Origin of the sequence: Janthinobacterium sp. BJB426, from assembly GCF_002735705.1 — a bacterium.
In the GTDB taxonomy this organism is placed as follows: domain Bacteria; phylum Pseudomonadota; class Gammaproteobacteria; order Burkholderiales; family Burkholderiaceae_D; genus Janthinobacterium.
In genome coordinates this window covers 655,018-681,879 of sequence record NZ_PDZL01000001.1, presented here as the reverse complement: position 1 = coordinate 681,879, position 26,862 = coordinate 655,018, and the positions used below count along the sequence as shown (strand labels likewise).

Annotated in this window: 24 protein-coding genes and 1 tRNA gene; 3 read left to right on the top strand and 22 right to left on the bottom strand. The window is 63.6% G+C overall.

The features are described from left to right. Positions 1 to 196 precede the first annotated feature (196 nt). From CSQ93_RS03045 to ybiB, 7 genes are all read right to left on the bottom strand, one after another. Positions 197 to 275, bottom strand: a tRNA-Ile gene (locus CSQ93_RS03045). 110 nt (positions 276 to 385) lie between these two features. Then, positions 386 to 2,626, bottom strand: a complete 2,241-nt coding sequence (gene rpoD, locus CSQ93_RS03040) for an RNA polymerase sigma factor RpoD (protein WP_034779848.1) — start codon at positions 2,624 to 2,626, stop codon at positions 386 to 388. Between the two features lie 464 nt (positions 2,627 to 3,090). Then, positions 3,091 to 4,887: a DNA primase gene (dnaG, locus tag CSQ93_RS03035; protein ID WP_099376654.1), complete on the bottom strand. Its 1,797-nt coding sequence runs from the start codon at positions 4,885 to 4,887 to the stop codon at positions 3,091 to 3,093. Positions 4,888 to 5,017: 130 nt separating this feature from the next. Next, positions 5,018 to 5,470 carry a GatB/YqeY domain-containing protein gene (locus CSQ93_RS03030; protein ID WP_058049818.1) on the bottom strand — a complete coding sequence of 151 codons (453 nt, stop codon included), beginning with the start codon at positions 5,468 to 5,470 and terminating at the stop codon, positions 5,018 to 5,020. 190 nt (positions 5,471 to 5,660) lie between these two features. After that, positions 5,661 to 5,873, bottom strand: coding sequence for a 30S ribosomal protein S21 (gene rpsU / locus CSQ93_RS03025; protein ID WP_008451879.1), 213 nt, complete (start codon positions 5,871 to 5,873; stop codon positions 5,661 to 5,663). A 183-nt stretch (positions 5,874 to 6,056) separates the two neighbouring features. Beyond that, positions 6,057 to 7,271, bottom strand: a complete 1,215-nt coding sequence (locus tag CSQ93_RS03020) for an NAD(P)/FAD-dependent oxidoreductase (RefSeq protein ID WP_099376653.1) — start codon at positions 7,269 to 7,271, stop codon at positions 6,057 to 6,059. A gap of 56 nt (positions 7,272 to 7,327) precedes the next feature. Beyond that, on the bottom strand, positions 7,328 to 8,320 hold the full coding sequence (gene ybiB / locus CSQ93_RS03015; protein WP_099376652.1) for a DNA-binding protein YbiB: 993 nt from the start codon (positions 8,318 to 8,320) through the stop codon (positions 7,328 to 7,330). A gap of 156 nt (positions 8,321 to 8,476) precedes the next feature. Here ybiB and CSQ93_RS03010 point away from each other — a divergent pair, with 156 nt between their 5' ends. Both CSQ93_RS03010 and CSQ93_RS03005 read left to right on the top strand, forming a co-directional pair. Then, a complete protein-coding gene (locus CSQ93_RS03010) occupies positions 8,477 to 9,154 on the top strand; it encodes a hypothetical protein (RefSeq protein WP_099376651.1) in 678 nt (225 codons plus the stop codon). Positions 9,155 to 9,304: 150 nt separating this feature from the next. Then, positions 9,305 to 10,366, top strand: coding sequence for a 3-deoxy-7-phosphoheptulonate synthase (locus CSQ93_RS03005; protein WP_099376650.1), 1,062 nt, complete (start codon positions 9,305 to 9,307; stop codon positions 10,364 to 10,366). A 76-nt stretch (positions 10,367 to 10,442) separates the two neighbouring features. Here the strand turns inward: CSQ93_RS03005 and CSQ93_RS03000 are convergent, their stop codons facing one another. Continuing rightward, a complete protein-coding gene (locus CSQ93_RS03000; RefSeq protein WP_158301084.1) occupies positions 10,443 to 10,850 on the bottom strand; it encodes a nitrite reductase (NAD(P)H) small subunit in 408 nt (135 codons plus the stop codon). 209 nt (positions 10,851 to 11,059) lie between these two features. Here CSQ93_RS03000 and tsaD point away from each other — a divergent pair, with 209 nt between their 5' ends. Continuing rightward, on the top strand, positions 11,060 to 12,100 hold the full coding sequence (gene tsaD / locus CSQ93_RS02995; RefSeq protein WP_099376648.1) for a tRNA (adenosine(37)-N6)-threonylcarbamoyltransferase complex transferase subunit TsaD: 1,041 nt from the start codon (positions 11,060 to 11,062) through the stop codon (positions 12,098 to 12,100). Here the strand turns inward: tsaD and eutC are convergent, their stop codons facing one another. The 14 genes from eutC to CSQ93_RS02925 form a co-directional block, all read right to left on the bottom strand. Then, positions 12,101 to 12,874: an ethanolamine ammonia-lyase subunit EutC gene (gene eutC, locus CSQ93_RS02990; protein WP_099376647.1), complete on the bottom strand. Its 774-nt coding sequence runs from the start codon at positions 12,872 to 12,874 to the stop codon at positions 12,101 to 12,103. A gap of 8 nt (positions 12,875 to 12,882) precedes the next feature. After that, positions 12,883 to 14,271, bottom strand: coding sequence for an ethanolamine ammonia-lyase subunit EutB (locus tag CSQ93_RS02985; protein ID WP_099376646.1), 1,389 nt, complete (start codon positions 14,269 to 14,271; stop codon positions 12,883 to 12,885). A gap of 43 nt (positions 14,272 to 14,314) precedes the next feature. Beyond that, complete coding sequence (locus CSQ93_RS02980) at positions 14,315 to 15,778, bottom strand: TIGR01777 family oxidoreductase (RefSeq protein ID WP_099376645.1); 1,464 nt, start codon at positions 15,776 to 15,778, stop codon at positions 14,315 to 14,317. Beyond that, positions 15,775 to 16,416, bottom strand: a complete 642-nt coding sequence (locus CSQ93_RS02975) for a DUF4166 domain-containing protein (protein WP_199534221.1) — start codon at positions 16,414 to 16,416, stop codon at positions 15,775 to 15,777. The genes CSQ93_RS02980 and CSQ93_RS02975 overlap by 4 nt, the downstream gene beginning before the upstream one ends. Further along, entirely contained in the window at positions 16,413 to 16,967 is a 555-nt protein-coding gene (locus tag CSQ93_RS02970; protein WP_046686150.1) for a GbsR/MarR family transcriptional regulator, read from the bottom strand. Before CSQ93_RS02970 ends, CSQ93_RS02975 begins: the two co-directional genes overlap by 4 nt. 67 nt (positions 16,968 to 17,034) lie before the next feature. Beyond that, positions 17,035 to 18,153, bottom strand: a complete 1,119-nt coding sequence (locus CSQ93_RS02965) for a fatty acid desaturase family protein (RefSeq protein ID WP_233516009.1) — start codon at positions 18,151 to 18,153, stop codon at positions 17,035 to 17,037. Further along, positions 18,150 to 19,265, bottom strand: coding sequence for a sterol desaturase family protein (locus CSQ93_RS02960; protein ID WP_099376642.1), 1,116 nt, complete (start codon positions 19,263 to 19,265; stop codon positions 18,150 to 18,152). The genes CSQ93_RS02965 and CSQ93_RS02960 overlap by 4 nt, the downstream gene beginning before the upstream one ends. After that, positions 19,262 to 19,885: a phosphatase PAP2 family protein gene (locus tag CSQ93_RS02955; protein ID WP_233516008.1), complete on the bottom strand. Its 624-nt coding sequence runs from the start codon at positions 19,883 to 19,885 to the stop codon at positions 19,262 to 19,264. The genes CSQ93_RS02960 and CSQ93_RS02955 overlap by 4 nt, the downstream gene beginning before the upstream one ends. 11 nt (positions 19,886 to 19,896) lie before the next feature. Next, positions 19,897 to 21,192, bottom strand: coding sequence for a F390 synthetase-related protein (locus tag CSQ93_RS02950; RefSeq protein ID WP_099376640.1), 1,296 nt, complete (start codon positions 21,190 to 21,192; stop codon positions 19,897 to 19,899). Beyond that, positions 21,189 to 22,019 carry an MBL fold metallo-hydrolase gene (locus CSQ93_RS02945; protein ID WP_099376639.1) on the bottom strand — a complete coding sequence of 277 codons (831 nt, stop codon included), beginning with the start codon at positions 22,017 to 22,019 and terminating at the stop codon, positions 21,189 to 21,191. The genes CSQ93_RS02950 and CSQ93_RS02945 overlap by 4 nt, the downstream gene beginning before the upstream one ends. Next, positions 22,012 to 23,049, bottom strand: a complete 1,038-nt coding sequence (locus tag CSQ93_RS02940) for an NAD-dependent epimerase/dehydratase family protein (protein WP_099376638.1) — start codon at positions 23,047 to 23,049, stop codon at positions 22,012 to 22,014. The genes CSQ93_RS02945 and CSQ93_RS02940 overlap by 8 nt, the downstream gene beginning before the upstream one ends. Positions 23,050 to 23,059: 10 nt before the next feature. Beyond that, positions 23,060 to 24,040, bottom strand: coding sequence for a 3-oxoacyl-[acyl-carrier-protein] synthase III C-terminal domain-containing protein (locus CSQ93_RS02935; RefSeq protein WP_099376637.1), 981 nt, complete (start codon positions 24,038 to 24,040; stop codon positions 23,060 to 23,062). A 49-nt stretch (positions 24,041 to 24,089) separates the two neighbouring features. Continuing rightward, entirely contained in the window at positions 24,090 to 24,998 is a 909-nt protein-coding gene (locus tag CSQ93_RS02930) for an ion transporter (protein ID WP_099376636.1), read from the bottom strand. Between the two features lie 69 nt (positions 24,999 to 25,067). Further along, positions 25,068 to 26,819, bottom strand: a complete 1,752-nt coding sequence (locus tag CSQ93_RS02925; protein WP_099376635.1) for a cation:proton antiporter domain-containing protein — start codon at positions 26,817 to 26,819, stop codon at positions 25,068 to 25,070. Positions 26,820 to 26,862: the final 43 nt, after the last annotated feature.

The window sequence follows — 26,862 nt, the reverse complement described above, 5'->3', positions numbered from 1 at the left end:
TTTACCTTGGCGATCCTGTCCGTGGACATGAAAGCTGTGTTTGCCGAGATCGATGCCGATGAGCGTAACGTTTTCCATGATGGCCTCCTTCAGAAATGAAAACACCCTATAAGTTTAGTAACTTATAGGGTGGAGGGTGACCATCTCATTAGCCCCGGCAGTCACCCGCCGGGGCTAATTCTATTGCTGCAAATTCTGGTGGGCCTCCCGTGAGTCGAACACGGCACCAACGGATTATGAGTCCGCTGCTCTAACCAAGCATGAGCTAGAGGCCCAGGGGGCTGCGGCGTGGCGGCGCTGTTGAAAACCCGCCTCGCGCGGCCGTTTTGGAAACGGACACGCGAGGATAGGGGTATCACGGGCGCACGTCAAGCCCTATTGGCTTCTAGTTGCCTTCCAAGAAGCTTTTCAGCTTGTCGGAGCGCGATGGGTGGCGTAGCTTGCGCAGCGCCTTGGCTTCGATCTGGCGGATGCGCTCGCGCGTCACGTCAAATTGCTTGCCCACTTCTTCCAAAGTGTGGTCGGTGGACATCTCGATGCCGAAACGCATGCGCAGCACCTTGGCTTCGCGTGGCGTCAGGGAATCGAGCACGTCCTTGACGACGCCGCGCATGGAGGCGTGCAGGGCCGCGTCGGCCGGCGCCAGGGTGTTGTTGTCCTCGATGAAGTCGCCCAGGTGGGAATCGTCGTCGTCGCCGATCGGCGTTTCCATCGAGATCGGTTCCTTGGCGATTTTCATGATCTTGCGGATCTTGTCCTCGGGCATCTCCATCTTGATCGCCAGGGTGGCCGGATCGGGTTCCGCGCCCGTTTCCTGCAGGATCTGGCGAGAGATGCGGTTCATCTTGTTGATCGTCTCGATCATGTGCACGGGAATGCGGATCGTGCGCGCCTGGTCGGCGATCGAGCGCGTGATGGCCTGGCGTATCCACCAGGTGGCATACGTCGAGAACTTGTAGCCGCGGCGGTACTCAAACTTGTCGACGGCCTTCATCAGGCCGATATTGCCTTCCTGGATCAAATCGAGGAATTGCAGGCCGCGGTTCGTGTATTTCTTGGCGATCGAAATGACCAGGCGCAAGTTGGCCTCCGTCATTTCACGCTTGGCCTTGCGCGCCTTCATTTCACCGGCCGCCATTTGGCGGTTGATGTTGCGCAAGTCCGGCAGCGGCAAGACGACCCTCGCCTGCAGGTCGATCAGGCGCTGCTGCAGTTCCTTGACGGTCGGAATGTTGCGGCCCAGGATGGCACTGTACGCGTGTCCTGCGTTGACTTCGCCATCGACCCAGTCGAGGTTGGTTTCATTGCCCGGGAAGACCTTGATGAAGTGGGCGCGCGGCATGCCGCAGCGGTTCACGGCCACGTCGAGGATCTGCTTCTCGATATGGCGCACTTCGTCGACCTGGCCGCGCAGGGTGTCGCACAGCTTTTCCACGACCTTGGCCGTGAAGCGGATGCCCAGCAACTCTTGCGAAATGGCTTCCTGCGCCTTGGCATAGGGTTTCGAGTTGTAGCCTTCTTTCTCGAAGGCGCGGCGCATCTTGTCGAATTGCTGCGAAATGATGGCGAATTTTTCCAGCGCCGTGCGTTTCAGGGTTTCCAGCTGTTCAGCCGAGAAACCGGCCGCACCGGAAGCGCTCGCCTCTTCCTCTTCTTCGACTTCCTCCTCTTCCGCTTCGCCTTCTTCCTCGTCTTCCTCGACGGGTGCGGCCACGACAGGGGCTGCGGCGACCGGCTCGTTTTCATCGACGAGGCCGTCGACGATTTCGTCGATCTTGATCTCTTCGTTGGCGATGCGGTCGGCGGCGGCGATGATCTCGGCGATCGTCACGGGACAGGCAGAAATGGCCTGGATCATGTCTTTCAAGCCATCTTCGATGCGCTTGGCAATCTCGATCTCGCCTTCGCGCGTCAGCAGTTCGACCGAGCCCATTTCACGCATGTACATGCGCACGGGATCGGTGGTGCGGCCGAAATCGGAGTCGACGGTCGACAATGCCGCCTCGGCTGCCGCTTCCGCCTCGTCATCGCTGGTGACGACGGCAACGTTATCGGACAGCAACAACGTTTCCGCATCGGGCGCGTGCTCGTAGACGGCGATACCCATGTCATTGAAGGTACCGATGATGCCTTCGATGGCTTCCGGATCGACGATGTTTTCGGGCAAGTGATCGTTGATTTCCGCGTAGGTCAGGAAACCGCGTTCCTTGCCGAACTTGATCAGTGTCTTGAGTTTCTGGCGCCGGCGCTCGAGTTCTTCCTCGCTCGCTTCCGTGTCGGACGAGAACGCGTCCTTCAGCAGCGCACGCTCTTTCGCCTTGCGGTCCTTCGCCTTGGCCTTGTCAACGGCCTTCAGTTCGGCCCGCTCGACGGCGTTCAGGGCGGCGACTTCATCATTTTCTGGCTGGAATTCTTTTGGCTTGCGGCCACGGCGGCCTGGCACTTTTACCGACGGCAAGACATAACCGGACGTATCGATCGCGGCCAGGGTGGCGGCGTCGGTGGTCTGGCTGACCACGGGCGCGCTGGTGACGCGCGCTTCTGGCCGGTCGAGCGCCTTTTCGGCTTTCGTGGTAACTTTAGTGGGCTTTACAGCCGCTTTGGATTCGGGTTTCTTGATTGGCACAGGCGCTTTCGATTACACAACGACTTGCTTTACGGTGGATTAGGATAAAGTTTGCTGCCAGTTCCCTGTCTACCTGCGGGAACCACCATCTTCGAACCTGCCGACTACGCAAATTCGACACTGTTACGTTACTTACACCTCATCGGCCACGATCCGCGGGAAGCGCAGCAATTCCTGTCCACCGGCTGTTGCCAGCCGTCTCGGCAAAAATTCCTGCATCGACCGCGTTGGGAGCGAGAGCCTGGCGCGGCTTGCCAGCGTCTGCGAGCCTTGCCCGCAACGCCGAAAACGCCAGTTGGCCCTGGCTGCCGACACGATCCACCGCGCCGATCAAGAGCCTAACTTACTGAAAACAAATACTATTTACGAAACAGAACTAGCTTGCCAAAGCACACAATACTTAGCATTTAATTATAGCACGCGAAAAATGTTTTTCCAGTGCGCGCCATACCCTCAAGACAAGGTTAGCGATTAACCAACTCGGCATCGCGCTCGCGTTCCAGCGCCCCCTGCTCCTGCATGATTTCGCGGTAGCGTACACCAATTTTCTCGGATGGCAAACCCGAGGCAAACAATTGCTGCAATTCCGCCTTCAAGGCATTCAATTTGATCTCGCGGATGGTGCTCACCAGCCAAGACAATTCGCTGTCGTAATCGGATTCCGTGCCGGCCGCTATCTCGCCGATGATCTCGTCGTATTCGCTGCCCAGCTCCTTCAACTGCTGCGCCAGCGCGGCGAAACTGCCGTGCTCGCCCAAGGCCTGGCCCACGGCCACCAGCTGCCCCAGGCTATGCGCCGCATCCGGCCCCAGGTGCTGGAAGGCGGCCAGGGCGGCCTCGTCGATGCGCATCGTCAGCGGCGGATGCGCTACCAGCATGCGCATGATCTTCAATTCCAGACCGACAGGCACGGGGCGGCCCGATTTCGGCGGCGCGCGGCGCGCCACGGCAACGGGTTTCGCCAGCTCGAACAGGGCTTCGATCTCGGCCGGCGTGGACTGCGTCAGCTGCGCCAGGCCGCGCACGATCTGCAGACGCAAAGACGACGGCGCCATCAGTTGCAGCAGCGGCTTGGCGTCGAACTGCACGCGGGCGCGCCCTTCCGGTTCCGACAGATCATGCTCGCCCGACACTTCCTTCAGCAAGAACTGCGACAGCGGCATGGCTTCATGCACTTGCTGCTCAAACCCTTCGGCACCGAATTCGCGGATATAGCTATCCGGATCGTGTTCCGACGGCAAGAACAGGAATTTGATGGTTTTATTGTCCGACACGTGGGCCAGGCTCGCTTCCAGCGCGCGGCGCGCGGCGCGGCGGCCGGCCTTGTCGCCGTCGAAGCTGAAAATCACGTTATCCGTCTGGCGCAACAGTTTTTGCACATGGGTGGGCGTGCACGCCGTGCCCAAGGTGGCCACCGCTTGCGGGAAACCCATTTGCGCCAGCGCCACCACATCCATATAGCCTTCCGTCACCAGCACGTAGCCGGCGTCACGGATAGCCTGGCGCGCCTCGAACAGCCCATATAGTTCGAATCCCTTGGAAAACAAGGGGGTTTCCGGCGAGTTCAGGTATTTCGGTTCGCCATGGTCGAGCACGCGGCCACCAAAAGCGATCACTTGCCCCTTGGTATTGCGGATCGGGAACATGATGCGTTCGCGGAAACGGTCGTAGCGCTTGCGGTTATTGCCCTCTTCATCGACCTTGTCGATCACGAGGCCAGCTTCGGCCAGGGCCACCACGTCGTAATCGGGGAAGACGGAACGCAGATTGTCCCAGCCGCCGGGCGCGAAACCCATGCCGAAGCGAGCGGCCACTTCGCCCGTCAAGCCCCGGTTCTTCAGGTAGGCTATGGCTTCCGGCGCGTGGCGCAATTGCCCACGGTAATAATCGCAGGCCTGCGTCATGGCGTCGGACAAGGCCATGCTTTGCGCCTGGATCTGCGCGCGCTGGGCCGGCGGGATCTTGTCGTCCGCTTCCGGCACGACCATGCCCACGTTCTGCGCCAGGTCCTTGACGGCGTCGACAAAACCCATGCCCGAGTACTCGATCAGGAAGCCGATCGAGGTGCCATGCGCGCCACAGCCGAAGCAGTGATAGAACTGCTTGGTGGGGCTGACGGTAAAGCTGGGCGATTTTTCACTGTGGAACGGGCACAAGCCCATGAAATTGGCGCCACCTTTTTTCAGTTGCACATAGCGGCCCACGACATCGACGATATCGACGCGGTTGAGCAAATCGGAAATGAAGGATTGAGGTATCACTGGCTAGGGCGGGTCTTGTTATAGGTCAGACTATACTACCGCACGTGGCCTGAGGTTGAGCCAGGTCAACGTGTGGGCTGTTAACAGGCTGCCAGCGCGACGGCGGGCAGCCCTTGCTACTATTGTATGCTTACGCTGCCGGCGTCAAGGCTTTCTTGACCAGAGCGGACACCACCGTCATGTCGGCGCGGCCAGCCAGCTTCGGCTTGACGATGGCCATGACCTTGCCCATGTCTTGCGGACCGGCGGCGCCCGAGGCGGCCACGGCGGCAGCCACTTCGGCCGCCACTTCTTCGTCCGACAGGCCGGCAGGCATGTAGCCCGCCAGGTGCACCAGTTCGGCTTTTTCGATGTCGGCCAGGTCGGCACGGCCACCGGCTTCGAACTGGGTGATCGAATCCTTGCGCTGCTTGATCATCTTTTCCACGATGGCCGTCACGTGGGCATCCGTCAATTCGATGCGCTCGTCGACTTCCTTGCGCTTGATTTCCGCCAGCAACAGGCGAATCGTACCCAGCTTGCCCGCTTCCTTGGCGCGCATGGCGTTTTTCATGTCTTCGGTAATTTGTTCTTTCAAGCTCATGGCAATCCTCGTTGGTCAGTAGGTGGGTGCTCGTGCGCGGCTAGCATCAGCGGGCCACAAAAGCGAAAACCCGCTGCGGCGAACCGGAGCGGGTATGCGACTCATCTGAAGTATCACTCCAGGCGAATCAAAACAAAACCCGTGGCGAACAATGCGCCGAACTACCCGGGTTGGTTCTGACTGAACAGTCTTAGAATAATTTTTTCGGCAGTTGTTGGCTGCGGATGCGTTTGTAATGACGCTTTACAGCAGCTGCCAGCTTGCGCTTGCGCTCAGCTGTTGGCTTTTCGTAGAATTCGCGTGCGCGCAATTCGGTCAGCAGACCCGTTTTTTCGATGGTGCGTTTGAAGCGACGCATTGCGACTTCGAACGGCTCGTTTTCTTTAAGGCGAATAGTGGTCATGTAAAATTCAAACCGTTGAGGTGGTGTATAGGAAGAGATAGATAGTAGCAGCTTTTATTCGGAAAGGGAAGCCCCTCCCCCACTTGCGTGCGGCATGCAGCCTGCGGTCGCTGCCGGAATGTGGCGTAAACCACGCACCGGGACCAGCGCACCGGGCGCCAGAACCCCATCCTACAGACTTGCTTACTGCAAGGCAATACCTGCCGCCACGCCGGAAGCCCAGGCCCACTGGAAGTTGTAGCCGCCCAGCCAGCCCGTCACGTCGACCGCTTCGCCGATGAAATACAGGCCAGGCACCTTGTTGGCCATCATGGTCTGCTGCGACAGCTCGCGCGTGTCGATGCCGCCGCGCGTCACTTCGGCCTTGCGGTATCCTTCGGAACCGTTCGGCACGATGGACCAGGCATTGATGGCCAGCCCCAGCTTGCGCAGCTGCGCGTCCGGCATATCGGCGATGCGCGCGTCCGGCGCCAGGCCGTTGACGGCCAGCAGGCAGTCGGCCAGGCGCTGCGGCAGCCATTGCGCGACGATATTGCCCAGCTGCTTCTTCAGGGTGCCCTTGCCTTCAATCAAGGTCTGCGCCACGTCCACTTCCGGCAGCAGATTGATGACGATGGGTTCGCCCGGCAGCCAGTAGCTGGAAATCTGCAAAATTGCCGGACCCGACAGGCCGCGATGCGTGAACAGCAAATCTTCGCGGAAACGCGCGCCCGTTGCCTTGCGGCCTTTCAGGCTGCCCGTTTCCACATCCACTTCCAGCGCGATGCCGGACAATTCCGCGAACGGCGCCCAGCTGGTCGCATCGAACGTCAGCGGCACCAGGGCCGGACGCGGTTCGACCATCGTCAAGTCGAATTGTTTGGCGATGCGGTAGGCAAAATCCGTGGCGCCGATCTTCGGGATCGACAGGCCGCCCGTGGCGATGACGATGCTGGCCGTCTCGATGTCGCCGCTATCGGTCTGCAGCACGAAGCCACCGTCATCTTGCTGGACAACATTGTCGATCTTGCACGGCATGCGCCAATGCACGCCGCCAGCGGCGCACTCATCCTTGAGCATGTCGATGATCAGCTCGGCCGATTCATTGCAGAATTGCTGGCCCTTGTGCTTCTCGTGGTAGCCGATCCGGTATTTTTTCACCAGCGCGAGGAAATCCTGCGGCGTGTAGCGCGACAGTGCACTCTTGCAGAAATGCGGGTTTTCCGAGAGAAAATTTTGCGGGGTGGCGTTAATATTGGTGAAATTACACCGCCCACCACCGGAGATGCGGATCTTTTCGGCCAGCTTGGCCGCGTGATCGATCAACACCACGCGCTTGCCTTGCTGGGCGGCAACAGCCGCACACATCATGCCGGCCGCGCCCGCGCCGATCACTGCCACATCAAATTGTTTTGCCATAAGAATTCCGGTCACCGCTGATTACAAAGACGCCATTGTAAACTGCGGCGACGCGGCTAGCGCGGCCGTGCTGCAATCTGCCGCGATGCCATCAGGCATTGCGCCACCTGTTCGGCGATCGATGGCGGCACGGGCACCTCGCCGCGCAGCACGGCGGCGATCCAGGCGGCCGTGGTGGTGGCATCGCGCTCGGTCGGCAAATGCGGCAACTCTTCCACCAGCAACTGCTTTTCCACCAGCACCGTGCGTTCGCTCCCGTGGAACCAGTCGATCTGCTGCGCCTTGTTGGCGTTGGCCACCGTTTCGCCCTCCGTGCCGCGCATCAGGAAAGCGTCGCCGCGCCCTGCCGGAGATGACGTCAGGAAATATTCACCAAGCATTTCCAGATATTCCGGATGCGTATACGACACCAGGCGCAGGGCGGGCCCCTCAAACGGCTGCATGATTTTCACCAGGGTATGCGTGGAATTGCGCACGCCCAGCACGCGCCGCAACGACAGCATGTGCGCCAGGCGCGGCGCCAGCGCTTCGATAGGCAGGAAGGCCGCTTGCCCGCGCGCCATGGCGGCCTCGGCTTGCGCATGGTCGAGCGAAGCGGGCACATCCAGCGCGGCCAGCACTTCGGCCGTCGTGATGCGGCCCGGATCGCTGGTCACGCCATGCACGAGCACGGGTGCCCCGGCGCGCGCCAGCAGCAGCGCCAGCAAGGCCGTCAGGTTGGCCATCTTGCGGGCGCCGTTGTAGCTGGGAATGATGATCGGGGCAAATTCGCCGGCCGGCGCGGCCAGCGGGGCGAACGATGCTTCGGCGGCGTCGAGGAAGCCGGCGATTTCGTCGACCGATTCGCCCTTGATGCGCATCGACAACAAAATACCGCCCAGTTCCAAGTCCGACACGCGGCCCTCAAGCATGGCGCGGTACAGGGCGCGGGCATCATCACGCGTCATGCTGCGCGCGCCGTTCTTGCCGCGTCCTATTTCTTTGATGAAACGTGCTGCGGGGAATGGCTCACCGGCCACATCGGTATGGGGGATGGATACAGTCGTCATGGCGCCAGCTTACACGGAATTTTCCCCTTGCAGAGGGGCTGGCGGATGCCATAGGCGCCGATGCAACAGTCTTTCCAGCTATTTTCACGAATTTGCTGCGCGCCTGCATCCAAAGGCGCCACCGCTGCGTATAAGACTGCACAGGGGGAACTCATCATGGAACACGCGGTCAAACAGGAAACTGCCTTCGTCGGCATCGAAACGAGCAAGCTGCAGCTGAAAGCCGTGCTGCTTTCGGGCGGCGAAATGCTGTGCAAGGTGCTGGAAAACGACGTGGCCGGCTACCGCTGGCTGCGCAGCTGGCTGCAAAGGAACGACGTGCCCGTCATGGGCTTGCGCGTCTGCATGCGCCTCGATATGCCGTACAGCGAAGCGCCAGCCCGCATGCTGGCCGAGATGGGCATGCTGATCTGCGACGCCCAGCCCGCGCAGCTGGAAGACTATCTGCGTGACCATGGCTTGCCCGGAGACGCGGCGCACAGCGCCGTGGTGCTGGCCAACTACTGCCAGCACAGGCGCCCCGCACGGTGGACGCCGCCCTCCTCCGCCTACGTGGAACTGCGCCTGTGGCTGCGCCGCCTGCACGCCATGCAAGGCGTGCGCCAGCAGGAATCGGCGCGCCTCGATGCGCACTTGCGGGCTGGCCAGCAGGCGCTGCACGCCCTGCTGGGCCGGCAAATCGCCTGCCTGGACGCACAGATACGCCAGCACGAAAGCGCCATCCTCGCGCACGTGCGGCGCCATCCCGGCCTCCCCCGGCCGCCCGAGCTGGCTGGCAACGACCAGCGCATCGCCCGCTACGGCGTTGGCGCCAGCCTGGGCGGCGGTCATTGAGCGTCCGGCAGCAAGGGGCCGGTGGCGCGCCGGCACTGCCATAAAAACAACTGATGCATTCCCGTTTTGGCCCCATCCCCGCCGCCAGGCCGCATTTCCGCTACACTATTGCCTCTTAAAGAACGCAATAGCGAAAGCCGAGCCAGAATCATGAATACGCCAGACATCGAAAATATCAACGTCACCTCCTTCGCGCCCATGCCGACACCGGCCGAACTGCACGCCAAGCTGCCCCTGTCGGAAAGCGCCTTCGACACCGTCAGCCGCGGCCGCGAAGCGCTGCGCAACATCATCGACCGCAAGGACCAGCGCCTGTTCGTCGTCGTCGGTCCGTGCTCGATCCACGACCCCGTCGCCGGCCTCGATTACGCGCGCCGCCTGAAAGCGCTGCAAGAGGAAGTCAAGGACACGATGCTGCTGGTGATGCGCGTGTATTTCGAAAAACCGCGTACCACCACGGGCTGGAAGGGCTATATCAACGACCCGTACATGGACGACTCGTTCAAGGTCAACGAAGGCATGGAAAAGGCGCGCCAGTTCCTGCTCGACGTGTGCGAACTGGGCCTGCCCACCGCCACCGAAGCGCTGGACCCGATCTCGCCGCAGTACCTGGGCGACCTGATCGCCTGGACCGCCATCGGCGCACGCACGACGGAATCGCAGACGCACCGCGAAATGTCGTCGGGCCTGTCGACGCCAGTCGGCTTCAAGAACGGCACCGATGGCGACATCAGCATCGCCGTCAACGCCATCCTGTCGTCGGCGCACCCGCACTCTTTCCTGGGCATCAACGGCGAAGGCAACGTCGCCATCGTGCGCACGCGCGGCAACGCGTATGGCCACGTCGTGCTGCGCGGCGGCGACGGCCGCCCGAACTACGATTCGGTCTCGATCGCCATCGCCGAACAGGCGCTGGCCAAGGCCAAGCTGCCCGCCAACCTTGTGGTCGACTGCTCGCACGCGAACAGCTACAAGAAGCCGGAACTGCAGCCGCTGGTGATGGCCGACGTGGTCAACCAGATCCGCCAGGGCAACCGCTCGCTGGTGGGCGTGATGATCGAATCGAACATCGTCAGCGGCAACCAGAAGATCCCGCAAGACCTGTCGCAACTGACCTACGGCTGCTCCGTCACCGACGGCTGCATCGACTGGGACACGACGGCCACCATGCTGCGCGACGCGCATGCGCACCTGCTGAACCGCCCGAAGTAAACAGCTGGAGTCAGACCCCCTCTTGCGTTGGCGCTGAACCTGGCGTTAGCGGCATTGAGGGTCTGACCCCAAACACCTATGCCATCTGCACATGCGGCAGCACGGCGTACGATCCCGCCAGCGCCTGTTCCGCCTTGCTGGCCGGGATATTGAGTTCATTGACGTCCAGGTAGATGCGCCCGTCCAGGATGCGCACGGCGTACGTGCGCGCCATGCCCTGCACGGGCGCCACCAGACGGCCCGAATCGAGCTCGATGATCCAGCTGTTCTTCGGCCCCATCAGGTTTTTCTCCATCAGCACCCCTTGCGCCAGCGGGCCGCCCAGGCAAGGCACCGTGTCGAGCAGCGCGTACACCGTATCGTCCGTCGCGCGGAACAGCGCCACGCCCGGCAAGTCCTGCCACGCCAGTCCCCGCTGCACCATGCGCGCGCCCGCCAGCGGCATATCCTTCAGGCGGCAAATCATTTTCCATTGTTCCGACATCGCTAGCTCCCTTGAGAAAGGCACACGCACCTCTAAGCAAGAGCGGTGCCAGTGCCGATGCAGGCGAAAAATGGCCGACATCCGGGAAAAACGGCACCGCGGCGCACTGCGCAAGTGCACACTGCCGCCGAAATGGTGCGCCGGCCGCACGGTGGACTGGCCGGCTTTCCTTTACAATGGCGGATTACTCCTCCCTATTTATCACCTTCATGATTGTTCTTGGCGTCGAATCCTCCTGTGACGAAACCGGCCTGGCCTTGTACGACACGCAACGCGGCCTGCTGTCGCACGCCCTCTATTCGCAAGTCGCCATGCACGAACAATATGGCGGCGTGGTGCCGGAACTGGCGTCGCGCGACCATATCCGCCGCGCCATCCCGCTGCTGGAAGAAACGCTGACCAAGGCCGGCATCACCCTGCCCGAAATCGACGCCATCGCCTACACGCAAGGCCCGGGCCTGGCCGGCGCGCTGCTGGTCGGTTCCTCGGTCGCCTGCAGCCTGGGCTTGGCCATCAACAAGCCGGTGCTGGGCATCCATCACCTGGAAGGCCATCTGCTGTCGCCATTGCTGGCGTCCGAGCCGCCGGAATTCCCCTTCATCGCCCTGCTGGTGTCGGGCGGCCATACGCAGCTGATGCGCGTCGATGGCGTGGGCCAGTACACGATGCTGGGCGAAACGCTTGATGATGCGGCCGGCGAAGCGTTCGACAAGTCGGCCAAGCTGCTGGGACTCGGTTATCCTGGCGGCCCCGCCATTTCGCGCCTGGCCGAATTCGGCGACCCGCTCGCGTATAAACTGCCACGCCCGATGCTGCACTCGAAGGATTTCAATTTCAGTTTCTCCGGTTTGAAAACGGCCGTGCTGACGGTGGTCAAGAACCATGAAGAAAAAGTCATCGCGAACATCTGCGAACAGGACAAGGCGAACATCGCGCGCGGCTTCGTCGACGCCATCGTCGACGTGCTGACGGCCAAATGCGTGGCTGCCCTCAAGCACACGGGCCTGAAACGCCTGGTGATCGCTGGCGGCGTGGGCGCCAACGCGCAACTGCGCGCCTCGCTCAACGCGGCCGCCGCCAAGAAGCGTTTTAAAGTGTATTACCCGGAGCTGGAATTCTGTACCGATAACGGCGCCATGATCGCCTTTGCCGGCGCCATGCGCCTGCAGATCAATCCCGACACCGCCAAGCACGATTACTCGTTCAATGTGCGCCCGCGCTGGCCGCTGGACGAAATCCGCGAAGTCTGATCATTCCAGCAGGAAGTTGCGCGCCCCCGCCAGGGCCGCGCCCTCTTCCACCGTTTCATCCTTCAATTCCACGCCCGACAACTGCCGGCTGAACGCCTGCGACAGCAAATAATGCAGCCGGTACGCGGCCGGCGCATACGCCAGCCCCTCGGGGCGCACGTTCGAAATGCAGTTGCGGCGTTCGTCCAGCAAGCCCACTTTGGGCGCCCACGTCAGGTACAGGCCCAGGCTGTCCGGGGAACTGAGGCCCGGCCGCTCGCCGATCAGCACCAGCACGGCCTTCGCCTGCAGCAATTGCCCCACCTCGTCACCGATGGCCACCCGTCCCTGCGCCACGATGTGCAGCGGCGACAGCGTCCACGCTTCCCGCGCCAGTCGCTCGCGCAAGGCGACCAGGAACGGCGCCGCGTGGCGTTGTATCGCCAGCGCCGACAGGCCATCGGCCGCCACCAGCGCCAGGTCGACTCCCTTGCTACCTCCGGCCAGCCGCGCGCGTGAAGCGTCGTCCAGCCGGCGCCCAAGGTCGGGCCGTTGCAGATACTCGGCGCGCGTGGCGGCCTCGCTGTGCAGCGGCACGCAGCCTTGCCCCTGCGCGGCCAAGGCGCGCGCCAGGACCTCGCCATCGAGTTCCAGGTGCACGGCGTCGCGCGCCTGCGCGTGGGCCAGCTGGAACGCCAGTTGCGCGCTGGTCGGCACGCTGACGCCGCGGCGCCCGAGCGCGATGCGCGCTGCCGTATGCGCGCGCAGCGCCTGCCAAGGATGGTTCCCGTCCATGCGTCCTCCTAGTCGTCCAGGCGCAGCAGGGCCGCCTGGAAGGCCGGCGCCAGCGCTTCGCTCAAGCGGCCCTGCGCATCCGTGATCCGCATGCGCGCCAGCCAGGCTTCGAATTCGGGCGCCGGGCGCAGGCCCAGCACGCGGCGCGCATACAGCGCGTCGTGAAACGAAGTGCTCTGGTAGCCAAGCATGATGTCGTCCGCGCCCGGCACGCCCATGATGAAATTGCATCCGGCCACGCCCAGCATGGTCAGCAAGGCATCCATGTCGTCCTGGTCCGCTTCCGCATGGTTGGTGTAGCACACGTCGCAGCCCATGGGCAGCCCAATCAGCTTGGCGCAGAAATGGTCTTCCAGCCCCGCGCGCATGATCTGCTTGCCGTCATACAGGTACTCGGGGCCGATGAAACCGACGACGGAATTGACCAGCAGCGGTTGATACGCGCGCGCCACCGCATACGCGCGCGCCTCGCACGTCTGCTGGTCCATGCCGTGGTGGGCGCCGGCCGACAGCGCGCTGCCCTGGCCCGTCTCGAAATACATGACGTTGTTGCCCACCGTGCCGCGCCCCAGCGACAGCGCCGCCGCCTGGCCCTCAGCCAGCAGCGCCAGGTCGATGCCGAAGCTGCGGTTGGCCGCCTGCGTGCCCGCCACCGACTGGAACACCAGGTCGACGGGCGCGCCGCGGCGTATCGCCTCGATGGTATTGGTGATGTGCGTGAGCACGCATGACTGGGTGGGAATCTGATATTGATCAATGACGGCGTCGAGCAGGTGCAGCAGCGAGACCACCTGCGCCACATTGTCGGTGGCCGGATTGATGCCGATCACGGCGTCGCCGCTGCCCAGCAGCAGGCCATCGAGGATGGAGGCGGCAATCCCCGTGGCGTCGTCCGTCGGATGATTCGGCTGCAGTCGCGTGGACAGACGGCTCGCCAGGCCCTGGGTATTGCGAAAGGCCGTGACGACCTGGCACTTGCGGGCCACCAGCACCAGATCCTGCAGGCGCATGATTTTTGAGACGGCGGCCGCCATTTCCGGCGTGATGCCGGCGGCGACGCGCGCCAGCGTTTGCGTATCCGTTGCGTCATCGAGCAGCCAGTCGCGAAAGTCGCCCACGCACAGGTGGGCGATGGGGGAAAACGCGGCGCGATCATGGCTATCGATGATCAGGCGCGTGACTTCATCGTCTTCGTATGGTACCAGCGCCTCGTTGAGGAACAATGACAGCGGTACGTCGGCCAGCGCCAGCTGCGCCGCCACCCGCTCGCGCGCGTTCGATGCCGCCATACCGGCCAGCACATCGCCCGAACGGGGCGGCGTGGCCTTCGCCAGCAGCTCTTTCAGGCTGGCGAACTGGTAAACATGGCTGTCTATCGTATGGCTGAAGCGGGGCATAGATTGTGCTCCAAGGCATCCCAATGGCCCATTCTACGCCAGGCTACAGGCTGCGCAGCGCTCCTTCCAGCTGCGGATAGCGGAAGACAAAGCCGTCGGCCAGCAAACGGCGCGGCGCGACCCTTTGGCCTTCCACCAGCAAGTCCGCCTGCTCGCCCAGCAAGGCGCGCATGAGGAAGGCCGGCGTGGGCATGACGCTGGGGCGGTGCAGCACGGCGCCCGCCACCTGGGCGAAGCGACGCTGCGCGATGGCTTCCGGCGCGCAGAAGTTATACGCGCCGCCCACTGCCTGTGCTTCGCTGCGGCGCGCCAGGTGGGCGATGCCGCGGATCACGTCGCGCACATGCACCCACGTGACCCACTGCTTGCCGCTGCCCAGCGGGCCGCCCACGCCGAAGCGTATCGGCAGCAGCATCTGCGGCAGCGAACCCTGGTGGCCGAAGACGAGGCCAAAGCGCATGCAGCCCACCTGCACGCCAAATTGCTCCGCCTGGCGCGCGGCCGCTTCCCACTCCTGGCACAGCTGCGACATGAAGATGGCTTGCGGCGCGCTCTCCTCCGTCAATTCCGTCGGATCGCCCTGCGGCTGCACGCCGTAGTAACCGATGGCCGATGCCGACAGCAGCACCCGTGGCTTGTGCTGCGCGCGGGCGATCCACGCCACCAGGTCCTGCGTCAGCGCCACTCTGCTGCGGCGCAGGGCCGCCTTGCGCGCGTCCGTCCAGCGCTTGCCGACGATGCGCGCACCGGCCAGGTTGACCACCATGTCGATGCGCTGCGCATCCGCCAATTCGTCGAACGACTGGATGCAGCGCACCTGGCCATTAAAGGTCCACGCGGCCTGTTTCGGCTGGCGCGTCAGCACCGTCACCGCATGGCCGTCGGCCAGCAAGGCGCTGACTAACTGCTGGCCGATGAAACCCGTGGCACCCGTCACCAGCACGGACTGCGGCGCGGCGGCAAAGCGCAGGTGCTCCTCTTGCTCTGCCGTCTCCTGCACCTTGCGCCGTCCCAGCTGCCACACGGCATACGCGTCGCGCAGGCCGGACAAGCCCACGCCCACGCCGCACAGGGCGAGGAAGACGCTGAGCCAGCCATACGGCTGCCACACGAGGGCCATCGGCAAGCTGGCCCACTGGCTGCTGTTCAGGGCCAACAGGGCGATGAAGGCGCCCGCGTTAATCGCCAGCACCGTATGCGTGACCCGCTCCGTGGCGGGCAGGAGGCGGGTTTGATCTTCCACAACAAAATCCCACAGGGTCAGCACGATTTCCACGCCAAACACAATCACCAGCACCCAGGCCCAGGCGCCATGCCACTCCCAGGCTGCCAGGCCGACGAACAGCAGGCTGTAGATCAGGGCGCGCGTGGCATGGATCGTCAATTCGAGGCGCGCCGACGCCTTTTGCGGCAGCGCCTCCGTGATTTCATGGTGGTAGATGGTATCGAAGGCGCCCAGGCAGCCTTGCGCCGCCATCAGTTGCAGGGCCAGCAAATGCGTATTCATGGTGTCTCCTTGATTTCCGGCGCGGCCGATTCGCGGAACACGCCCGCCTGGGTGAACGTGGTGCCGAACAGGACGTGGCGAATCTCGATGCGGATATTGAACTGCTGCGGCGTCTCATTGCGGTGGCACAGATAGGTCTTGCCGGGCGTGAGTACGCCGGGCAGCGGCATGCGCCAGCCAAAAAGATCCCAAAAATAGCCATCGCTGGTGAAGTACAGATTGCCGTCTTCCACGTGCAGCACCAGCTTCATGCCCAGGCCCATGCCCACGTATTCGAGCACTTCGCCCTTCGCGCTTTCCGCCATGTAGGAGGTGAAGCGGATCGGCGCGCGGCCATGCAGGCGGTAGGTGCGCTGCTTGAAGATGAAGGGGCAGCCGGGGCGCGAATAGACTTCGATATCGACGGGGAAATCCGCGTCGTCATACGGGATCAGGGCGCCATCGATGAAGGGGCGCGTCAGCCAGCCGAGGAACTTCCCCAAGCGCGAGCTGGTAAGTTCACGCAGTTCGCCCCGGTAGTACAAAGGCTGGCCCGGCGCGGGATTTTTCTCGAAGCGGCGGCGGATGTCCGGGTGCAGGGTCAGCCACTGCTTGCCCATCACCTTCCTGAACAGCTCTCCTTCGGACGGGCCGTTCATGATTTTGCGCGCTTGCCAGGCTTGTCTTCCGGGCTGAGGAACTTGGCCACCTTGCCGCCCATCGACAACATGCGCTGCAGGGTCGCCGGCGGCAGGTTTTTGTAGTCGCTGTAGGTGGAGCTGAGCATTTCCAGGAAGGCCAGCACCTCGCCCATGCGCTCGAGCGTCGCCGGTGGAATGGCCGCATCGTGTTCGCCCTCGATCGCGCATTCACGCAGCACCGTCAGCGTGGGATCGATCTCGCGCCGCTTGCGCTCTTCCATGATGACGCGGAAGATTTCCCACACATCCTGCAGGGCGACGAAGTGGTCGCGCCGGTCCCCCATCACGTGCGTGATGCGCGCCAGGCCCCAGCTTTGCAATTCCTTCAGGCTGTTGCTGACATTCGAGCGGGCCACGTTCAGGCTGGCCGCGATGTCTTCCGCCGTCAGCGGTTCGTTCGCCAGGAACAGCAGCGCGTGGATTTGCGCCACCGTGCGGTTGACGCCCCAGCGGGTGCCCATTTCGCCCCAGTGGAGAATATATTTTTGCGTGGTGGGACTCAATTCCATGATTTTCTCTTATTTCTGTCGCTACAGAAATGTAAGACGGAACGGAAACCGAGTCAAGCGCGATTCGTCAAGACTGTGCGGGCGGGCGGCCCATGGCGCGCAGGAATTGCTGCTGCGAAGCGTGCAGCTGGCCGTAACCGAGTTCGCGGTACACGAGACCGTGGCATGGCGCCAGTTCGGCCAGGATGCGCGCCAGCGCCGGGTAGTGGCGGTGATTCCAGGTGGGGAACAGGTGGTGCGTCAGGTGCAGATTCAAGCCGCCGAGCCAGTAACCGAGCCAGCGCAGGCGGCGCGGCTGCGGCGTCCAGTCGCAAGACGTGTAAAACGTGTGCTGATACCAGTCGTGCGGCAGCGTACCGTCCGCGCCAGGCTGGAAAAACTCGACTTCGGCCCAGTGCGTGCCCAGGATCAGCGCCACCAGCGCGCACGAGGCGATCATCTGGCCCACAAAATACGCACCCAGCACCACGCCCCAGCCGATGCCGTGCTGCTGCAGCACCCACATGGGCAGCGCCAGCACCAGCGCCACATGGCCCAGCTTCCAGCCCAGGAACGACAGCCAGCCGCGCCAGCCCTGCAAACGGCTGTGCGCGGCCACGGGCGTCTTGCCGAAGCGGTCCAGCCAGTCGCCATACCAGTTCAGATACGGCAGCGACAGCGCCGCCACCACGGGCCAATACAGGTACTGGTAGCGGTATTGCGGCGACCAGCGTTGAAAAGGCGTCTGGCGCAGGAAGGGGTTCGGTTCCGTGTCGAGGTCATAGCCTTCCACGTTGGCATACGTGTGATGGAAATGCACGTGGCGGATGGTCCAGAAATCCGTATCCACGCCCACGGGCAAACCCACCAGGCGGATCAGCACGCGGTTCCAGGCTCCCTGGCGGAAGATGGCGCTGTGGGCCGCATCGTGCAGGGTATTCATGGCCAGCGCCATGGCCGCGACCAGGCAAGCCACATAGCTGGCGACAAACGGCCAGGTGCTGCCAGCGTTCAAGGCCAGCGCATACAGCCCCACCGTCAGGGCGGCCAGGAAGGCGGTTTTCGCATGCAGGCGCCAGTCGCCGAAGCGGTGCCGTCCTTCGCTGGCGAGGTAGGCGTCGGCGCGTGCGCGCAATTCGCGGCGGAAGGCGGAATCGCGTGCGGGCCGGAAGCGCAGCGGCGGCAACGAAGGTACAGGCTGCGTCACGCGCGCGTCCCCGCTGCCGCCGGCCACCACAGGCGGCGCGCGCCGTCGAGGCCATGCGCCAGCAGTGCGGTCAAAAACACCATCCCCCACGCATCGCGCGCGCCATACCAGCCCAGATACAGGGCAGGCATGGCCAGCGCGATGGCCACCCAGGCGATGGCGCCCCAGCGCCGCGCATCGGACAAGCCGCCCAGCGCCAGGGTGCCACCGAAGATCAGCGCGAACAGGATGACTTGCTGCGCGCCCGCCAGTACCGCTTCGTGGTTGACGTAATGGATCACCAGGCCAAACAGGATCACGCCGCCGATGCCGATGAACAGCTCGGGCACCTCGAAAGTGCCGCGCGACTGCCAGTGGGGAAAGCGCGCGCGCAGCCAGGTAAATAGTTTGCCGTTGCTGGCCAACAGCGGGTTGTGCGTTGGCGTCATGCCCTTCACGCCATAGCGCATTTCCACGCCCTCGAGTTCGGGCTGAAAGCTGCCGAAGAGTTTGTCCCAGATCAACAAGGTACCGCCGAAATTGCGGTTGATATAGCGCTTGTCCGTGCCGTGGTGCACGCGGTGATGCGACGGCGTCACCATGAAGCTATCGAGGATGCCGGATTTTTTGACCAATGCATTGTGGTTGTAGAGCTGCACCGTGTAATGCAGGGACGAGACGACAAGGAAGATTTCCAGCGGCACGCCCAGCACGGCCAGGATGGCGATGAAGGGGAAATTCGTCAGCGACGAATACCAGGAATTGCGCACGCCCAGCGACAGGTTGAAATGCTCGCCCTGGTGGTGCACCACATGCACGGCCCACAGCAAGGGGATTTTATGGTGCAGCCGGTGCATCCAGTAAAAGCACAGGTCCCAGGCAAAAAAAGCGAACACCCATTGCGCCACCACGGGCCACTGATCGACGAGGTGCAGGTTCACATGGCGCAGCAGCAGGGCAAACGCGGCCACTTCCACGCCGCGAAATACCCACATCAGGATATGGCCGGAATTGAGGTTGAAGATCACGTCCTTCCACGGCACGGGTGTCTTGCGCACCCATTTCAGGATCAGCAGTTCGGCCAGCACGAAGGCCAGCATGATCAGGAACGACAGGGCAAATGGATTCATCATGGTGCGGTTTTGATGGAAACGGCGCGGCGGGCAGCCAAGGATACCTGCATTTTCGCCAGCATGCCGCCGGCGATGCCGACAGCCAGGCCGGCGGCCAGGTCGATGCTCACGTGCCGGCGCAGCGCGATGATGGCGTAGCAGATGGCCACGCCCAGCACCACGGCCAGCGTGGAGCGCAGCAGCTGGCGTTTGTCGCACAAGGCCCACACGCACAGCAAGGTCAGGGCGCCATGCAGCGACGGCAGGCAGTTTTGCGTGGAGTCCGCCGCCTGCAGCATGCGCAGCGCCTGCGTGCTCCAGGCGCTGCCGTCGCCCACGGGCGGGTAGGCGAGCGTGGTCGGATACAGCAGGAAGACCACGCCGCACATGACGGCGGAAAGCGCCATGGCGCGCGCCAGCCAGCGCACGCGGGCCGCATCGGCCGCCAGGTAGGCGTAGGGGATCAGGATAAAGAACGACAGGTATAGCCAGATGGCGGCATCCGTGTAGGGAATGGCGCGATCCAGCGCCGTTTCCGGCAGCAGTACCCCCTGTCCTTGCAGCAAGTCGCTGGAAAAATACACGAGGCCGACGCTGCCCCAGCCGGCCAGCAAATGCAGCAGGCGGCCGCGTACGGTCATGGAAGAAGGGTTCATGCGGTGGCAAGGCGCCGGATGCGGCGCCGTTTCATGGTGGGGTCAAAGGGAGGCAGTTCGGCGCTCGTCGTCCAGGCCAGGCCATCGACGGCCACGCCCAGGCCCTGCAGCACCATTGCCAGGTGCGCGCGCAGGGCGGCCAGGCCGGCATCGTCCAGGGCCGCATGCAGCTGCAAGGCCGCTTCGCCCGCTTGCGCCAGGCGGTAGTCGGCGTCCGGCGGCAAGGCTTGCGCGAAGGCCCGCGTCAGCACATCGGCAAACACGGCGACGGGGGCGACGCCGCGCGCGGAGGGAAGCAGCAGCATGTCGTCGCAGCGCCCTTCGATGCCGTCGATGGCGCGCGTGGCGCGGCCACACGGGCATGGCGTGGCGCGCGCGATCAGGATGTCGTCCAGGCGGTAGCGCACGATGGGCTGCGTAATGCGCGTGAAGTCCGTAATCACGGGCACGAAGCGACGTTGTTCAGCGTCGAGCCACTGCGGCTCGATGTGCACGTATTCCTCGTTCAAATGCAGCACGCCGTGTTCGCAGCTGCTGGCAAGGAAACCCTCGGTGGCCTGGTAGATTTCATGCACGGCGCCAAACGCCTGCACGATCAGCGCCCGGTCCTGGGCTTCCAGCACTTCGGCCACCGAGATGACTTTTTTCGGCGCCAGCGCCAGGCTGCCATCGATGACGCGCAAGGCCAGCTGGCGCAGCACTTGCGCGGGTGCGACGATCACGGAAGGTTGATATTGCGCCAGTTGCGCGCACAAGGCGCCGAAGGGCTGGAACAGATCGTAAAACGCAAAGGTCAGCCACGGCGAACGCACGGCCGTGTACAGATTGCTGTTTGCGCGCAGGAACAGCGCGACCCGCTCGCCGGAAAACAGGCCGTCGGGCAGCGCCTTGGCCAGCATCACGCCCGCCCACTGGGCCTTTTCGCGGGGGCTGACGGTAAACACGGCACGCCGCGACGAGGTGCCCGACGACAGCCCCACGGTGATCTCGCCCACGGACGGCGTGAAGTCGCGGCTATGCTCGGCCGCCATGGCCGCGTCCATCGCCTGCGCCAAAGTCACCCCTTCGGTGTTCATGGCGTCGAAATGCTCGAGCATCAGCGCCTTGTTCATCGTCGGCCACTGCGCCAGGGGCAGCTTGCGGTATGGGGCGAAGTAAGCGCTGCGCTGGCACAGGGTATCGATGAAACGGGCCAGCTGCTGTTGCTGGTAGGCGTCGAGCTGCGCGCGGCTTGTGAAGCGCAGGCGGCGCGTGCGCCAGTACGACAGCAAGAGCCAGACAAGACGCTTCACGGGCGGCCCGCCACAGGCAAATAATCGACAGTATCTTCATGCGTGATGCGGATCTGCGCATTGCCGGACTGGTGCAACTGGTGCAGCCGGCTCAGAGTGGCGTAATACGGCGCGCGCTTGTGCTGGATGATGAACGACAGTTCCGACGGCCCGCGCAGCTGCTGGAAGCTTTCCGGCACCCAGGCCGCGTCCGACGCCAGCAAGGTCCAGCCGCCATCCTGCAGCACGAAGGCGCCCAGATGGCCGATGGCGTGGCCGGGCAAGTCGACGATGTAGATCTCGCCCGTGCCGCTGACGTCGCGCCCGTGCGTGAATGGCAGCAGGGCCGCAGGCAAGGCCGTCTCGGGCACGCTGTCGACAAAGCTCAATCGATCCGCAATATCGTTCGGCAGCAGTTCGGGCACGAAGGCCTGGCGCACGGCGGCCACGCCGGACAATCCCCGCACGGCGTCCCAGCCCGTTTTGGAAGCCATCAGCCGCGCGCCGGGAAAGTCGCGCAGACCGGCGATATGGTCGGCGTGGAAGTGCGACAGCAGCAAGGTGTGGATGTCGCCGGGCGACACGCCATGCGCGCGCAGCTGGCCCTGCAGCGACTCGTTTTCGTCGAAGAAAATCGGCGTCACCCACGCGTACATCCGGTACACGCCCTTCGACGTGGCGGCGCGGAAGTGTTCGGCGTAGCCGGTGTCCCACAGGTACAGGCCCGCGCGCGTCTCGATCAGGTAGGCGCGCGAGGGGAAGCAGCGGCTGGCCAGCCCGCTGCCTTTCAAGACCATGCACGAAGGATGGGTGCAGTGGCCGACGCGAAACGCGGTGATGCTAGCCATTGCGCTCCTTGCCCACCTTGTGCGCCGCCGCTTCCTGGCGCATCCACTGCGCCGTCAGCGCGATGCCTTCCTGCAGGCTGACGATGGGACGGTAGCCGAGCACCTTGCGCGCCTTGGCATTATCGAGCGTCATGTCGAAACTGAGCGCGCCGATGCTGTAGGGCGTCAGCGATGGTTCGCGCCCCGTAAAACGCGAAGCGAACTGCATCAGGCGCGCCACCACCGCCAGCACGCGGTACGGCACACTGACGATTTCGAACGACTGCTGCAGATGCTCGCAGAACAGGCTGCGCAAGATGTCGCACAGGCGCGCCGGTTCGCCATTCGTGATGTTGAAGGCGGCGCCGGACGCGATGGTCTTGTGCACGGTGGCCAGCCACATCGCATGCACGACATTGTCGACATAGGTGATGTCGATGCTGGCCGCGCCGCCGTTGGGCAGCGGCAGCTTGCCACCGCGCTGTTCCAGCACCCGCGCCAGGCGCGGAATCAGCACCTGGTCATGCGGGCCGAAGATGGCGCGCGGGCGCAGGATCACGCACGTCATGCCGCGATGGCGGTCGACGCAATCCTGCACCAGTTTTTCCGCCATCGCCTTGCTGCGCGCATACGCGTTGACGAAGGCGTCGGGGCGGAAGGTTTCCGGCACGTCGAGGTGGTTGCGGTAATCGAAATAGATGGCTGGCGTGGAGATGTGCACGAAGCGCGCCACGTGCAGGCTGGCGGCCGCGCGCAGCAGCTGCGCCGTGGCCGTGACGTTGGCGGCGATGAAGTCGCGCTCCGCGCCCCAGGGCGACGACAGCGCGGCGCAGTGCCAGACGGTGTCCATGCCGCGCACCAGCTCATCGACCTGGCGCGGCGATGCCTGTGCCAGATCAAGCGCCACGAATTGCGCGCCCATGCGCTCCAGTTCGCGGCCCACGGCGGCGTTGCGGCCGGTGGCGCGCACTTCCACGCCCTGCGCCAGCAGGGTGCGCACGGCATTGCGCCCCAAGCCGCCCGTCGCTCCCGTGACCAGTATCCGCCTCATCACACCACCTTCACAGGTCAAGTATCATGCCGCCGATGGTCAGGCCAGCGGCCGTGCCCATCATCAGCAAACGCTGGCCTGCCACGGCCCGCCCCGTCATCACCGCCTCGTGCAGGGCGGTGGGCAGGGACGCGGCCACCTGGTTGCCGTGCGTTTCAAAGATCTTGATGATTTTAGCATCGGGAACGTCGAGGATGCGCGCCGCATGCGCGAGTCCCAGCGGACTGGCCTGGTGCGGCACGACCACGTCGACTTTTTCCAGTCCCGCGCCCGATTCCCGCATTAGTTCCGCGAGGAAATCCGGCATCACCTTGACGGCCAGGCGGAACACGGCCTTGCCATCCATGCGGAACAGATAATCGCCCGGTTCGCAGCCGTTGCGCGGATTGCGCTCGGTGCCGCCGCCGCGGATTTCGCAGTAACGCCGCCCTTCCGGATACGTGCCCATCTTGTAGGCGCGGATGCCGGCGCTGCCGTCGCCCTGCTCGACGATGACGGCGGCGGCGCCGTCGCCAAAGATCATCGATGCTTCCGGCTCGCTCCAGTCGACGCCGCGCGAGGCGAGGTCGGACGAGACGATGGCGATGCGCCGGTAGGCGCCGCCGGCCAGCATGGACGCGGCCACGCGGAAGGCGGCCATGAAACTGAGACAACTGGCGTTGACGTCAAAGCTTTGCGTGCCTGGCGGCAAGCCCGCATGTTCGGCAACGAAGCAGGCCGTGTTCGGCAATGCCTGCTCGGGCACGCCGTTGGCGCAGATCAACAAATCGATGTCGGCCGGACGCAGGCTCGCATTCTTCAGCGCGTCGAGCAGGGCGGCGGCGCCCAGCTGGCTTTGCGATTCATCGGGCGCGGCGACAAAGCGCGACAGCACGCCGCTCTTGCGCAGGGTATAGCCGGCCGGATGGCCCAATGTCAGGTCCAGGCTGGCGGAGGTAACGCTGTGCGACGGCACGGCTTTGCCCGTCGAGATCAGGCGAACTGGAATCATGTTGGCCTTAAAAAAGTAAAGTAATTACGGTTGATGAAGGATCTATGCGCTAATCGCGCGCCAATGGCGGCAATGCAACGCCGCAGCTCTTGCAAAAACTGGCATCGTCATCGAGCCCTTCTTTCAGGCACGTGGGGCAGGTACGCGTGGTGACCAGCTTGGAACTGCGCTGCACCGTCATTTCCGCGCTGATAATGCCGGTAGGCACTGCCAGGATGCCCCAGCCGAGCAGCATCATCAGCGATGCGATGGTGCGCCCGATGTCGGTGCGCGGCGTGATATCGCCGAAACCGACCGTGGTCATGGTGCTGATGGCCCAGTATATCGACGTGGGAATACTGCTGTAACCGTTCTCCGGCCCTTCCACCACGTACATCACAGTACCCAACAGAAAGACCACCATCATGACAAAAGACAAGAAAATGAGGATCTTGCGCCGGCTGGCGAGCAAGGCACGCCCCAGCACCGTGTATTCATGCACATACGACGTGAGCTTGAGGATACGGAACATGCGCAGCAGGCGCAAAATGCGCACGTCGATCAGCACGTGGGCGCCCGGCAGCAGCAAGCCGATGTAGGTCGGCACGATGGCCAGCAAGTCGATGATGCCGAAAAAACTCTTGGCGTAGCGCACCGGATGCTGCAGGCACGCCAGGCGGGCGAAATATTCGACGGTAAATAAAATGGTGAAAAACCATTCCAGCGCCGTCAGCCAGGTGCCATAGCGCTCGGCCACGGAAGCGACACTGCTGAGCACGACCACCGTCACGCTGATCAGGATGGCGGCGATCAGCAGCAAATCGAAGGCGCGGCCCGTGCGCGTTTCCGCCTCGAAAATGACGGTGTACACCTGCTCGCGCCAGCCCCGCTCGGGCTTGCCATATTTTTGCTGCGTTTCCTGCGCCGCCAGTTGCTGCGGCGTCAAGGGCGCCGCGCCGCTCTTCGTCGCGGCTTTCATGTGGGTAGTGTGCTCATATACTATTATTGTATAGATAATTTACAAAGCACGGCGACACGCACGATTGCACTACGACAGCTTCTTCGCCAGCAACACGGCATTGCGCCGGTCGCGCTCGGCTTGCACGATGTCCGTCGTGCGCGCTTCCGACAGGCCCACCGTGTGCAGCACGGTGGCTGTCAGCTGCAGCGCCGATTCCAGCGCCTCGGGCACGACGAGAGTGGCGCCCGCCTGTATCAGGGCCACGGCATGCGCCTCGTCGCGCGCCCGCGCATACACGGGCAACTGCGGATATTCGCGGCGGATCGATTTGACGGCATGCAGCACGGAGGCCGCATGGTCCATGGTCAGCACCACGGCGGCGGCCCGGTCAGCATTGACCTTTTGCAACAATTCCGCACGCGACGCATCGCCGAAATACACGGGGAAACCACGCGGATGCAGGGTCGTCACCAGGCGCGCATCGTTTTCGATGGCCACATACGCGATGTCCTGCTCCGTCAGCACCTTGGCCAGCAACTGCCCCACCCGGCCGAATCCGGCAATGATGACGGTGCTGCCCTGCGGCGGCGGCGCGCCGTGCGCCAGGTCGGCCAGCTGATGGTGGTGGCGCCGCTCCCACCAGTTGCCGAACGCGCGCGCCGCCTTGGCCAGCGCCGGCGTGGCAAACAGGCTCAGGCCCACCACCAGCATGACGAACTGCGCCACCTGCGGGCCGATCAGCTTGGTACCGAGCGCATACGCGACAACGATGAAGGCGAACTCGCCGCCCTGCCCCAGCAGCACGCCCGTTTCCACGGCGCGCCCCCAGTGAAAGCCGCCGAGGCGGAAAATCACGCTGATGACGAGGGTTTTCAAGGCAAACAGGCTCAGCACGGCCAGGGGAATCAAGACCGGCGACTTGAGGATTTCGCGCACGTCGATCTGCATGCCCACCGACATGAAGAACAGGCCCATCAACAAGCCCTTGAAGGGCTCGATCGTCACTTCCACTTCATGGCGAAATTCCGTTTCCGCCAGCAGCAAGCCGGCCAGCAAGGCGCCCAGCGCCATCGACAGGCCCGCCAGGTACGTCAGCCCCGCGATGCCCAGGGTGCTGAGCAGGGTCAATGCCATGAAGACGTCGGGCTGGCGTTTCTTGACGAAAAACTGGAACAGCGGGCGAATCACGCGGCGCCCCAGCAGATAGATCAGCAGGATGGCGCCGGCCGACTTCACGGCCGCAAAGCTGAGCAGATATGCCAGGTCGTCGCTGCGCCCGCTGGCGAACACGTCGATCAGGATGAACAGCGGCACCACCATCAAATCCTGGAACATCAGGATGGAAAAGCCTGCCTGGCCGGCCGGCGTCTGCAGGGAGCGCTGGTCCGTGAGCAATTGCATCACCACGGCCGTGGACGACAGCGACAGCACCAGGCCCAGCACGATGGACGCTTCCAGCGACAGACCGAAGTAATACGCGACGCCGCCGATCAGGCAGGCGCTGACGGCCACCTGTCCCACGCCCGCGCCGAATACCCAGCGCCGCAGCGCCCACAGCCGTTCCGTCGACAGTTCCAGGCCGATCATGAACATCAAAAACATCACGCCCAGCTCGGCCAGGCCGCTGACCTGCTCGGCACGCACGAACGAGAAATACGTCAGCCACGTGAAGTCGCCGGCCCACAGGCCGAAGCCGAACGGGCCGAACAGGGCGCCCACGGCCAGGAAGCCGAGCACCTGGTTGACTTTCAGGCGTTGCAATAGCGGAATAAAAATCCCGGCCAGGGCGAGAAACAGCAGGGTTTCCCGTAGATAAGGTAAGGCGTGTTGCTCTTCCAAAATAATCCTAACTAAATATCATTCTTGCTGAATTGACAGTGTC

Coding starts and splice junctions, on each gene's coding strand:
- ybiB (WP_099376652.1), bottom strand. CDS start 8,320: ATGACGACTGTATCCATCCCCCATACCGATGTGGCCGGTGAGCCATTC.
- rpsU (WP_008451879.1), bottom strand. CDS start 5,873: ATGACCACTATTCGCCTTAAAGAAAACGAGCCGTTCGAAGTCGCAATG.
- CSQ93_RS02975 (WP_199534221.1), bottom strand. CDS start 16,416: ATGAACGGCCCGTCCGAAGGAGAGCTGTTCAGGAAGGTGATGGGCAAG.
- CSQ93_RS02980 (WP_099376645.1), bottom strand. CDS start 15,778: ATGAATACGCATTTGCTGGCCCTGCAACTGATGGCGGCGCAAGGCTGC.
- CSQ93_RS02940 (WP_099376638.1), bottom strand. CDS start 23,049: ATGAGGCGGATACTGGTCACGGGAGCGACGGGCGGCTTGGGGCGCAAT.
- tsaD (WP_099376648.1), top strand. CDS start 11,060: ATGATTGTTCTTGGCGTCGAATCCTCCTGTGACGAAACCGGCCTGGCC.
- CSQ93_RS02970 (WP_046686150.1), bottom strand. CDS start 16,967: ATGGAATTGAGTCCCACCACGCAAAAATATATTCTCCACTGGGGCGAA.
- CSQ93_RS02935 (WP_099376637.1), bottom strand. CDS start 24,040: ATGATTCCAGTTCGCCTGATCTCGACGGGCAAAGCCGTGCCGTCGCAC.
- CSQ93_RS02985 (WP_099376646.1), bottom strand. CDS start 14,271: ATGCCCCGCTTCAGCCATACGATAGACAGCCATGTTTACCAGTTCGCC.
- CSQ93_RS03030 (WP_058049818.1), bottom strand. CDS start 5,470: ATGAGCTTGAAAGAACAAATTACCGAAGACATGAAAAACGCCATGCGC.
- CSQ93_RS03005 (WP_099376650.1), top strand. CDS start 9,305: ATGAATACGCCAGACATCGAAAATATCAACGTCACCTCCTTCGCGCCC.
- CSQ93_RS02930 (WP_099376636.1), bottom strand. CDS start 24,998: ATGAAAGCCGCGACGAAGAGCGGCGCGGCGCCCTTGACGCCGCAGCAA.
- CSQ93_RS03010 (WP_099376651.1), top strand. CDS start 8,477: ATGGAACACGCGGTCAAACAGGAAACTGCCTTCGTCGGCATCGAAACG.
- CSQ93_RS03000 (WP_158301084.1), bottom strand. CDS start 10,850: ATGTCGGAACAATGGAAAATGATTTGCCGCCTGAAGGATATGCCGCTG.
- CSQ93_RS02960 (WP_099376642.1), bottom strand. CDS start 19,265: ATGATGAATCCATTTGCCCTGTCGTTCCTGATCATGCTGGCCTTCGTG.
- CSQ93_RS02945 (WP_099376639.1), bottom strand. CDS start 22,019: ATGGCTAGCATCACCGCGTTTCGCGTCGGCCACTGCACCCATCCTTCG.
- CSQ93_RS03020 (WP_099376653.1), bottom strand. CDS start 7,271: ATGGCAAAACAATTTGATGTGGCAGTGATCGGCGCGGGCGCGGCCGGC.
- CSQ93_RS02955 (WP_233516008.1), bottom strand. CDS start 19,885: ATGACCGTACGCGGCCGCCTGCTGCATTTGCTGGCCGGCTGGGGCAGC.
- eutC (WP_099376647.1), bottom strand. CDS start 12,874: ATGGACGGGAACCATCCTTGGCAGGCGCTGCGCGCGCATACGGCAGCG.